Source organism: Oscillochloris sp. ZM17-4, assembly GCF_019599295.1.
Lineage (GTDB): Bacteria > Chloroflexota > Chloroflexia > Chloroflexales > Chloroflexaceae > Oscillochloris.
Genome location: NZ_JAIEWN010000084.1, coordinates 1 through 10,763 on the forward strand (window position 1 = coordinate 1; position 10,763 = coordinate 10,763).

Annotated in this window: 9 protein-coding genes; all 9 read left to right on the forward strand. The window is 69.7% G+C overall.

All coding sequences use genetic code 11. From position 1 onward, the window contains the following. Window positions 1-118: 118 nt before the first annotated feature. A complete protein-coding gene (gene cas6 / locus K2Z83_RS26895; RefSeq protein ID WP_220598251.1) occupies window positions 119-1,114 on the forward strand; it encodes a CRISPR system precrRNA processing endoribonuclease RAMP protein Cas6 in 996 nt (331 codons plus the stop codon). Window positions 1,115-1,165: 51 nt separating this feature from the next. Continuing rightward, the gene (gene cas10, locus K2Z83_RS26900; protein WP_220598252.1) at window positions 1,166-2,992 is read left to right on the forward strand and encodes a type III-B CRISPR-associated protein Cas10/Cmr2; all 1,827 of its coding nucleotides are present in this window, start codon (window positions 1,166-1,168) and stop codon (window positions 2,990-2,992) included. Then, complete coding sequence (locus tag K2Z83_RS26905) at window positions 2,989-4,224, forward strand: type III-B CRISPR module-associated protein Cmr3 (protein WP_220598253.1); 1,236 nt, start codon at window positions 2,989-2,991, stop codon at window positions 4,222-4,224. Before cas10 ends, K2Z83_RS26905 begins: the two co-directional genes overlap by 4 nt. Beyond that, on the forward strand, window positions 4,217-5,554 hold the full coding sequence (gene cmr1, locus K2Z83_RS26910) for a type III-B CRISPR module RAMP protein Cmr1 (protein WP_220598254.1): 1,338 nt from the start codon (window positions 4,217-4,219) through the stop codon (window positions 5,552-5,554). The genes K2Z83_RS26905 and cmr1 overlap by 8 nt, the downstream gene beginning before the upstream one ends. A 13-nt stretch (window positions 5,555-5,567) precedes the next feature. Further along, complete coding sequence (gene cmr4, locus K2Z83_RS26915; RefSeq protein ID WP_220598255.1) at window positions 5,568-6,434, forward strand: type III-B CRISPR module RAMP protein Cmr4; 867 nt, start codon at window positions 5,568-5,570, stop codon at window positions 6,432-6,434. Window positions 6,435-6,443: 9 nt separating this feature from the next. Continuing rightward, window positions 6,444-6,821 (forward strand): type III-B CRISPR module-associated protein Cmr5, encoded by a 378-nt coding sequence (gene cmr5, locus K2Z83_RS26920; protein ID WP_220598256.1) that lies wholly within the window; start codon window positions 6,444-6,446, stop codon window positions 6,819-6,821. Next, on the forward strand, window positions 6,818-7,924 hold the full coding sequence (cmr6, locus tag K2Z83_RS26925) for a type III-B CRISPR module RAMP protein Cmr6 (RefSeq protein WP_220598257.1): 1,107 nt from the start codon (window positions 6,818-6,820) through the stop codon (window positions 7,922-7,924). The genes cmr5 and cmr6 overlap by 4 nt, the downstream gene beginning before the upstream one ends. A 47-nt stretch (window positions 7,925-7,971) precedes the next feature. Then, window positions 7,972-10,176, forward strand: a complete 2,205-nt coding sequence (locus tag K2Z83_RS26930) for an SAVED domain-containing protein (protein WP_220598258.1) — start codon at window positions 7,972-7,974, stop codon at window positions 10,174-10,176. Window positions 10,177-10,212: 36 nt separating this feature from the next. After that, a partial coding sequence (locus K2Z83_RS26935) for a DUF6155 family protein (protein WP_220598259.1) occupies window positions 10,213-10,763 on the forward strand: 551 nt, incomplete at its 3' end.

Sequence of the window (10,763 nt, forward strand, 5' to 3'; positions counted from 1 at the left end):
ACAAACGAGGTATAGCCGTAAGCGCCAACCACATGCTATACTTGCCCCATTCACCGCGCAGATCCTATCCGTCTGCGCCAGCGGAGGTGCCACTCTTCTCGCTGCTGAAGGAGCTGGTATGGCTGATCCCGCGCCCGTCGCTGCCGATACCATCGCCCTGCCCGACCTCTCCGTCCTCCGCGCCCGCGTGACCTACCGCCTCCTCGAGTCGACCACCCTGCCGCCCTACAAGGGCGCGCTGCTGCGCGGTGGCTTCGGCTACGCCTTCCAGCGCGCCGCCTGCCCCTCGGCCTGCTGGGGCCGCTCCGACCAGTGTAAGGCCGGGATGATCTGCCCCTACCGCTGGGTCTTCGAGACGCCGCGCCCGCCGGGGGCCGGGCGGCTCCACGACCTCCAGGACGTGCCGCGCCCCTTTGTGATCGAGCCGCCGCTGGACCACAAGCGCGCCTACGCCGCCGGCGACGCCCTGGAGTTTGGGCTGACCCTGATCGGCCGCGGGATCGATTACCTGCCCTACTTCTTCGTCGGCTTCGCCGAGCTCGGCCAGGCTGGGCTCGGGCGCGACCACGCGAAGGCCAAGCTGGAGCGGGTCGAGGCGCTAGAGCCCTTCCGCCCGATCGGCCGGCCGATCTACCAGGACGGCCGCCCGCTCGATACGGGCGACCTGCCGACCCTCAGCGTCGCCGAACTCACGGCCCGTGCCGCAGCCCTCCCCGCCGACCTGCGGCTGACCCTGCGCACCCCCCTGCGGGTCAAGTCTCGCGGGGCCTTCATCGCGCAGCTGGATCTGCCGGCGATCGTGCAGGCGGCCTGCTGGCGGCTGGCCGCCCTGGCCGCCTTCCACGGCGAGCCCTGGGAGGCCGACTACCGCCCGCTGGTGGCCGCCGCCCGCGAGGTGATCGTCGAGCGCCCCGACGTGCAGTGGGTGGACTGGGAGCGCACCAGCACCCGCGAGGCCCAGCCGCGCCAGATGACCCTGGGCGGCATCATCGGCACGGCCACCCTGCGCGGCGCGCCGCCCGCCGTGCGCGCCGCCCTGCTCACCGGCAGCCTGCTGCACATCGGCAAGGCGGCGGTTTTTGGGCACGGCTGGGTGGAGCTGGCACATGTGTGACAGTTTGCCATCTTTGCTACGTGTGTGGGCGCGAAGCAGCGGAGGATCTGTATGACAAAACACCTCTTTCTCATTACTATTGGCCCGGTGCAGGAGTTTATCGCCGCCGCGCGCCGCACCCGCGACCTATGGGCCGGATCGCAGCTCCTCAGCGCACTGTCACGCACCGCTGCCGATGCGTTGCGCAACACCTACGGCGCAACATTGATCTTTCCGGCCCAGGAAGATCTGAAGGCCCACGATGTCGTCAACCGAATCGTCGCGCTACTACCGACGGGAGCTGATCCCGGCGTAATTGGTGAGCAGGTCGAGAAACACATACGGGCGCAGCTCACGACAGATATCGCCGATGTATTCGATACAAGCAAGCGGATCACATGGCCAGATGATGAAGGATACCGAAAGCGAGCCGAGGCTCAGGTCGCCGACCTGATCGAGATCACGTGGGCAGCTGCGCCACTTGTGGACAATGCGAGCGGTACTGCCTTTCAAGTCAGCCGCGAGCGCCTTGAGGCGGCCCTGGCGGCGCGTAAGTATACGCGCACATTTCGGCAACCAGCGTGGGGACTCCCGGTGCCAAAGTCATCGATCGATGGCGTGCGTGAGTCGGTCATCGACGAGAACGACTACCCCGCCGGCAGCGACTCTCTGTCTGTGCGCAAAGCCAAGGTCGAGCGGCTCTTCTATATGTACGGCGCCGGGCGGGCCGAGCGGCTCTCAGGAGTCGACCTCTTCAAGCGGCACTATCAGCCGAAGACCGCCGAGGGCAATGCTGATTTCCCAAGCACCTCGCACTTCGCCGCCCTGCCTCTGCTCACGCGCTTGGATGCGCAGGGCCTCGACTACACTGCCGCCTTGCGCCGCTACATCGCCACCCTCGGAGAGGTTTCTGCCCGAGTCGAGAAGCTCAACCCGAAACGGTTCGCAGCGATCGACCTTGTTACGGGCTACGACGCATCGATCCTTTTCGAGGAGCGACTTGCGGATGTGGCCGAGGAGGCAGAGCTGAGGGAGGCGCGCGGCGCGCTCGCGGATTTCTTCGCTTCGGCGACCGGCGGCGAGCGGCCCGAGCCCTACTACGCTATCTTGCTCGCCGACGGCGACAATATGGGCAAGGTCATTGATAACCAGCCGGGCGTCGCTACGCTGCAGGCGCTTGCGCTGGCCCTCGACGCCTTCGCCGGGGGTGTGCGCGCTCGCGTGGAGTCCGCCGACCATCACGGCGCCCTGGTCTACGCGGGCGGCGATGATGTGCTCGCTTTCCTGCCCCTCGACACGGCCCTCGCCTGCGCCCACGCACTCCACGAGTCATATCACGAACACATGCACGAGTTCCTCGCTGAGCAAGGCTATCCGTCCACACTCTCGGTCGGCATCGCCATCTGTCACCACCTGGAGCCGCTATCTGATGCGTTGGGGCTCGTGCGCAAGGCTGAGCAAGCCGCAAAGGCCCTGCCTGAAAAAAATGGGCTCGCCATTATCCTCAGCAAGCGCGGCGGCAGTGATCGCACCACCGCCGGCGGGTGGGGCGGGCCGTTCTACAAGCGCCTGCTCCAGCTGATCGATCTCCATCGGGAGGACGCCATCCCCGATGGCGCGGCCTACGATCTGCATGATCTGGCGCTGCGCGTGGGCCGCACGCTCCCCCCTGAGGCGCTGCGGGCCGAGGCGCTGCGGATTGTCAAACGCAAGCGTGGGCAGCATGGCGACGACGGCGATCCGAACGCCGATCTGCTGGCCCTGGCGGCTGAGCTGCCGGCAAGCACCGCCGCCGCGCAAGCGTGGGGCGTCGCCCAGCTCGCCACCGAGCTGATCATCACGCGGGAGTTCGCGCGGGCTTGGGGACCGATATCGCAGAAGAAAGGAGTCACGGCGTGAGCGAGCCTGACGAGACGCTGTGGCTGATCGAGCCGCGCGACCCGCTGATTGTCCGCGATGGGCGCCCGTTTGGGCCGAACCCCGGCGCGCGGGCCACCACCCTGCCCTTCCCCTTCCCGTCGACGGTCGCCGGGGCGCTGCGCCATAAGGCCGGGCTGGGCGACGACGGTATCTTTGACCGCAGCCAGAGCGGCGAGGTGCTCAAGCGGACGGTGCGCGGGCCGCTGCTTGTTCAGCTTCACGATGATGACCACCCGGAGGCAGCTGGCGCTATCGCCGACTGGCTCATCCCCGCGCCTGCCGATGCGCTGCTGCTTACGCCTGATGGAGCCGATGAGTCGATGATCCTCCGCCGCTGGCTGGCCCCGCGCCTGCTGGCCGGCGGCGCGAGCACCGCTATGTCCGACGGGCTTCAGCCGGTCAGCCCGGCCAGCTACGAGCGAAACAAGCTGAGCTCGAAGGCACCACGTTTCTGGTACTGGGATGTGTTCTCCCGCTGGCTCGCAGCGCCTCAGGATGACACCTGCGGCCCGGCAGCGCTAGGCATCGCTGGGCTAGAGATTGATACGCGGGTGCATGTCTCCATCCAGGCCGAGACCCAGACCGCGCTTGATGGCGCGCTGTTTCAGACCAGCGGGCTGGAGCTCACCTGGCGTGATCACGAGCATCAGCAAGAGGGGGGCTTCACGACGCGCCGGTTGGCCCTGGCCGCCGTCATGAATGGTCAAACCCCGCGATTCCTCGGCGGCCTCGCGCCGCTGGGCGGCGAGCGCCGCCTGATGCGCTGGTCCGCCCACGCGCCCGATCTGCCAGACTGGCCCGAGGGTCTGCGCGAGCGGATCATACGCGAGCGACGCTGCCGGGTCATCCTGCTCACCCCGGCCTGCTTCAAGGACGGCTACCGCCCGCCCCCAAAGTGGACGCGGGGCAAGGCAACCGCAACGCTGGTGGGTGCCGCCGTGTCGCGGGCGCAGGCGATCTCCGGGTGGGACATGGCCCATATCAACAAGAATGGCAGCTACGGCCAGCCGAAGCCGACTCGTCACCTCGCCCCGGCCGGCAGCGTCTACTATGTTACCTTCCCCCACGATGCTGACGTGGAGGACTGGCTCAAGAAGACCTGGATGCAGAACGTAAGTGACGATGTTCAGGATCAGCTCGACGGCTTTGGCCTGGCCGCCGTCGGCGTCTGGCCGGATACGTCGGCTGCGCAGGAGGTGCCCCATGCGTAAGCCCCCGGAGCCGCCGCCGAGCCTGCCCGCGCCGGGCGGCGTCGCCCAGATCGTCCAGGCCCGCCGCTATGCGCTGATCACCCCGCTGTTTGGTGGCGGCGTCGCTCCCAGCCGGCAGGACCCGATCACGCCGGTGCGCGGCACCGCTATCCGTGGCCACCTGCGCTTCTGGTGGCGCGCGACCCGCGCCGGCCACTACGCCACGGTCGCAGCGCTGCGCGAGGCCGAGGGCCGGCTCTGGGGCGCGGCCAGCACGAATGACGCGCCCCGCCCCTCGCAGGTGCAGATCGCGGTCTCCGAGGTCGCGCCCGGCCACGACTTTGTCGTCCCTGACAACCGGGGGCGCCCGCTCACCGACAATCGCGGCGACCCGATCAGCGTCGGCCACTTCCGCTCGCCCTTCAGCTACGTGGCCTTCCCGCTCCAGCAGGCGCGCGGCACCGTGCGCGACGGGGTGGCCTTCACGTTTCATGTCACCGCCCCGGCGGCCTGGCGTGAGGCCGATGCGCCACACTTTGCCGGCAGCCCGCAGGACGAGATCGCGGCGGCCCTCTGGGCATGGGAGACCTTCGGCGGGATCGGGGCGCGCACCCGGCGCGGCTTCGGCGCCCTGCACTGCCTGCTGATCGATGGACAGAAGCCCGACCTGCCTGCGGCGACCGGCCTGGAGCGCTGGCTTGCGGAGCAGCTGGCCCGCCACGTCGTCGTTGGAGACGGGCCGGTCGGCATGCCGCGGCTGAGCCGCGAGCTGCGCTGGTACCGCCTGGTGCCCGAGCGCCAGAGCCCGACGTCGTTCTGGGCCGACCCGGTCGACGCCTGGCGGCAGCTCTTCACCCGGCTGAAGGACTTCCGCCAGCCGCGACCGCCGGGAAGCGACGACCCGCGCCGGCCAGGGCGCAGCCGCTGGCCGGAGCCCGAGGCGATCCGCAGCATCACCCGCCGCCGCATGCCGCGCCATCAGCCCCTGCCGACCAGCGGCAAGTTCCCGCGCGCTGCCTTCGGCCTGCCGATCATCTTCCAGTTCAAGGATCAGGGCGACCCAGATCAGACCAGCCTGCAGGGCGTAGGCGACATCGACCGGCTCGCCAGCCCGCTGATCCTGCGTCCGCTGGTGGCCGGCGACGGCAAGGCGGTTGGGCTGGCCCTCGTGCTCGACGCGCCGCGGGTGCCGCCGGGCGGGCTGAGCCTGCGCCAGCGCAAAGCCGAGATCGCCACCCCCGATCATACGCTCACGCCCGCTGAGGCCAGTCAGATTATGGAGCGCGACGGGCGACGCCCGCTGTTTGGCAACAACCCGGATGTGCTTGAGGCATTTCTAAACTTCCTGTGAGGAGAACGGCCCGATGAACAACGCGCGCCTGCTCTTTATCCACGCGCTCTCGCCGCTCCACGCCGGCACCGGCCAGGGCGTCGGTGTGATTGACCTGCCGATCGCCCGCGAGAAAGCCACCAACCTGCCCTACCTGCCCGGCTCATCGCTGAAGGGCCCGCTGCGTGAGGCCTGCCCCGCCGAGAGTCGGACAAAGATCTTCGGCCCCGAGACGGCCAACGCCAGCGACCACGCCGGCTCGGCTCAGTTCTCCGACCAGCGCCTGCTGCTGCTCCCCGTGCGCAGTCTGGCCGGCACCTTCGCCTGGGTCACCTCGCCGATCATCCTGGCCCGCTTCGCCCGCGACGCCGCAGACGCTGGGCAGACGAACCTGCCCGCGCTGGCTCCCCTCCGGCCCGCCACGCCCGAGTCCTGCATCGTCGCCTCCGCCAGCGCCGCGATCACCCTGCCCGGCGCGACCGGTCGGCAGGTCATCCTGGAGGATCTCGACCTCAACGCCACCGCCGACCCGGCGGCGGGCCAGTGGGCGACCTGGCTGGGCAGCTGCATCTTTGCACACGATCCGGACTGGCAGGCGATGCTCGCCGATCGGCTCTGCATCGTCCACGACGATGTACTGGCCTTCCTGCTGACCACCGCCACCGAGGTGATCGCGCGCGTGCGGCTGCTCCCCGACACGAAGACCGTGGCCCAGGGCGGCCTCTGGTACGAGGAGGCCCTGCCCGCCGTGAGCATCCTGGCCGGCCTGCTGGTCGCCACACCAATCAAGGCCACAGTCGCCGAGGTCTTCGCGGTCATCGGCGGGCTGACCGGCGGTACCATGCAGCTGGGCGGCAAGGCGACGGTCGGGCGCGGGCTCTGCCGCACGCAGCTGGTATAGGAGGGCGCGATGCAGCAAACGCGTGAGCAGAAGTTCGCCGCCGCCGTGTTCGAGCGGATCAGCGGCGTCACCGGATTAGCGCAGGCCGAAAAGGACAAGTACGGATCAATGGCCCACCAACTCCCGGTGCTCATCCGCACCGCCGGGCTGGCTCAGGCCCTCGCCTTCGTCGATGCCCGGCGCGAGCCGGTAATGCAACGGCTGCTCGACGACCTCGCCATCGTGCTGGGCCGTGCGCCCCGTGCCGATCTCATTCGGCTCAGCCGCGACGCTCCCCTGGCTGACTATATGCGCCTAACCCAGGACGCCCTCGCGGCGCTGCTCTGGTTCAAGCGCTTCGCCCAGTCGGTGCTTGATGTTACCCCTGATCAGAAGGTGGAGCCATGAGCACCCGCCGCGAATCCCTCGCCCGCCTACGCCCGCAGCCTGGCGTGAACGCCGGGCTCTGGCTCGATAAGTACATTGAGGATGCGCGCCGCCAGCAGCGTGGCAGCGAGGAGCAGGGCACCGCGCAGGCCCGGCTAGTTGAGGAGGTGGCCGGCCAGCGCGTCCCCGGCGCCTACGCCGGCTTCTTCGAGCGCTGGCGAACTGCCCTCGCCGCGCACGGCGCCCAGACCCAGCGGGCCACGGTGCTTGGCCGCATGATCGTCGGGCTCGGCGCCGAGAGCGTGCTGGAGACCGCCGTCACCCTCCAGCGCACCTACGGCGTGCCGATGATCCCCGGCAGCGCGCTCAAGGGCTTGGCCGCCGCCTGCGCCCGCCAGGTCTTCGGCCCCGACTGGGCCGCCGATGCGCCTGCCTACACCACGCTGTTCGGCTCCACCGACAGCGCCGGCTACGTCACCTTCTTCGACGCGCTCTACATCCCCGGCTCAGCCGAGGGCGACCGGCCACTGGCCCCGGATGTGCTCACCGTGCATCACCAGGCCTACTATAACCAGGGCGGCAGCGCGCCGCCGGCCGACTGGGACAGCCCCGTGCCGGTGCCCTTCATCAGCGCCAGCGGGGCCTACCTGATCGCGCTGGGCGGCCCGCCGGCCTGGGTGGAGCGTGCGCTCCAACTCCTCGCCTGGGGCGGGATGTACCGCGGCGTCGGCGCGAAGACCTCCAGCGGCTACGGGCGGCTGGTGGTGGCCGGGGTGGTGCCGCCGGGCATTGGGGCGGCGGACAAGCCAAAGGCGGATAGCGCGCATCTATCCGAGACAACTGGCACAACTCCGGCCCCGACGACTCCGCCCGCGTCCACCCGCAGCGTCCCCGGCGTCGGCGCGGTCTTCGCCGGCAAAGTGATCGAGCGCGGCGACAGCCTTATCGCGATAAGCGTCCCCGGCCATCCGCCCGAGTCGGTGCTTGCCACCCTCACCGTCGCCGACGACACACCAGGCTGGCGACCTGGTGACTTGGCACGGGTTGAGGTAGTGAGCGCCGAGGATCGCGGGGGGCGCACCATCCTCACGGTGCGCCGCGCGCCGAAGGCGAAGAAGAGCTAGGCACGAAGGACGACGTGGGGCCTTCTGCTGCAGGGGATCAACGCCATATGGCTTCGCCGATCATCAGCCTCGACCTCCGCATCAGCGGCGTCGCCTCGCCGTATACGCTGGCCGCCACCCTGCGCGACCTCGCCAGCGCCAGCGATATCGAGCTGGCGGGGGGCGTCCCGCTGGAGATCGATACCGCGGCGCTGCTTGAGCGTGAGACGAGCCCGCGTGAGTACGGGAGCCTGCTGGCCGCCGCCGTCTTCGCATCGCGCGTGATCTGGGACCGCGCCGAGAGCTACGCCGCCGGCAAGGGGGCCGACCTGCGCCTGCGCCTGTGCATCGCCGAGGAGGCCGCCACGCTCCACGCCCTCCGCTGGGAGCGCCTCTGCGACCCGGCGGGAGACCCGATCGCGGCCGGCGGGCGGGTCGCGCTGCTGCGCTATGTGCCGACCAGCAACCCGCAGCCGGTGCTGACGCCGACCGCTGACGCGCTGCGGGCGCTGATCGCGGTCGCCTGCCCGAGCGACGCCCCGCGCTACGGCCTGAGCGCGTTCGACACCGCCAGCGAGCTGGCCAGCGCCCAGCGCGCCCTGGCCGATGCGCCCTGGCTGGCGGCGCTCGCCCCCGACGCCCCGCTCGGCCGGGCCACCCCGGCCCGCCTGAATGAGCTGCTGCGCCGAGGATGCGACCTGCTCTACCTGGTGTGTCACGGCACGCTGGGGGCGCAGGGCGAGCCGACCCTCTGGCTGGAGCAGGATGACGGCAGCGCCGCGCGCCTCTCTGGCGCCGAGCTCATCCGCCAGCTCGCGGCCCTCGACGAGGCCCGGCGACCGCTCATGGTCATCCTTGCGGCGTGCCACAGCGCCGGCAGCGGCGACCCGGTCGCCGCCACGGCGGCCCTCGGCGTGCAGCTGGCCCGCGCGGGTGTCCCGGCGGTGATTGCGATGCAGGGGCTGGCCCCCGTCGACCTGATCGCCCGCTTTATGCCGGTGGTGCTGCGCGAGCTGTTGCAGCACTGCGCGATTGACCGGGCCGTCGCGGTAGCTCGCGCCGACCTGCCGCTCGACGATGCCTGGTGGCTGCCGGTGCTCTACACCCGCGTGGAGAGCGGGCGACTCTGCGACGATCCGCTGCCGCCGCCGCCCGCCCCGCTGAGCATCCACATCAGCAGCGAGGCACCGCGCAGCCAGGTTGCGGCGCTGGGCCAGGCGCTCGCCATGCGCGGCCTGATACTTCAACCTGACCTATCACAGGCAGATGGTGCCCTCCTTCACGCGACCGCCGACGACCTCGATGACGAGCGCGGATTCGAGGCTGCCGTCGAGAAGCTGCGGCACGCGCGCCGCGAGCGGAGCCTGCCGGTGATCGTCCTGCGCGACGGGGTGACCCGGCGCGCGCTGCGGCCCTTCGTCAATCCGGCCGACCTGGGCTGGGTCGACGTTGAGCGAGACCTAACGGCACAGGGCACCGCTGGCCTGGGCGCGGTAGCGGCCGAGGCGCTGCGCCAGATTGTTGGGAGTCAGGCCACGCTGCGCATCCGCGCCGGTCGGGCTGCGCTCGGCCTGCGCTCGTTCGCTGGTGTGACCTTCGACTCGCCGCAGGCCCTGCTGCTCGCCTGGGAGTCGGCCTACCAAGATGGGCGCTACCCCGACCCGGAGGTCTGGCGAACCCAGCTGCTGCCGGCCCTGGCCGATCTGCGCCAGGCGCTGAAGGCCCACGGCCTGCGCCAGATCGACCTGACGGGGCGCGCGCGCCTGGGCGCCGGGCTGGCGCTCGGCTACGCCTTCCGCGAGGTCACCGAGACGGTGATCCGGGTCAAGCAGGGCCCCGGCTGGTGGCGCACCGTGCCCCACGACGCGCGCCTTGCGCCGTGTGGCGATGTGCAGCCGCAGATCCTTGGCGAGGGGGCGGATCTCACGGTGGAGCTGAATGTCAACCGCGACCCTGGCGAGGTCAGCGCCTTCGTCAACGCCTACCTGCGCGATCACGCCCTGCCGGTGGGCCAGCGGCTGCGGCTGGAGCCGACGGGCGGGCCGAGTGCGCAGATCAGCGAGCGTGACGCCCAGGCGATCGCCGCCCAGGTGCGCACGCTGATCCAGCGCCACCGCCGACCGGGCGGCGAGACCCACCTCTTCATGTCGGCCCCGCTCGGCATGGCGGTGCTGATCGGTTGGCACCTGAACGCGTTGACCCCCGTGCAGTACTATGAGCTCCCCGAGGGAGGGAAGGGCTACGAGCCGGCGTGCCGGCTGGTGACGCTGTAGCGGGTCATCCCTCCGCAGCGCAAAGGACGGATACCTATGGCCAAGAAGCCCTCAGTCCGCGAGCTTCGGCAGCACCTCGCCGCCAAGTCGCCGCCGGAGCTGATCGCGGAGATCATCACGCTCTACACGCGCTATGAGGCCGTGAAAGAGTTCTACATGGCCCAGCTTCACGGCAGCTATGACCAGGAGCTGCTGGATCGGTACAAGGCGATCATCACCAACGAGTTCTTCACCCGCAGCGCGATGCCTGGCCCGGGCCGGATCGGCGTCGCCCGCCGCGCGGTGATGGACTATAAGAAGCTCGCCGCCTCGCCCGAGCGCATCGCCGAGATCATGGTTCACTATGTCGAGATCGGGGTCGCCTACACATGTCAGTTTGGCGATATCAGCGCTCCGTTCTATGCGAGCATGGAGCGCATGTATGCGGCGGCGATCACGCACATCCTGGAGCATGATCTCGAGGGTCAGTTCCAGGATCGCTGCAAGCAGATCATGCGCCGCACGGATGGCATCGGCTGGGGCTTTAACGATACGATGATGGATATTTATTACAAGACATGGTTTCAGAAGCACTTGACAGTTTGGCG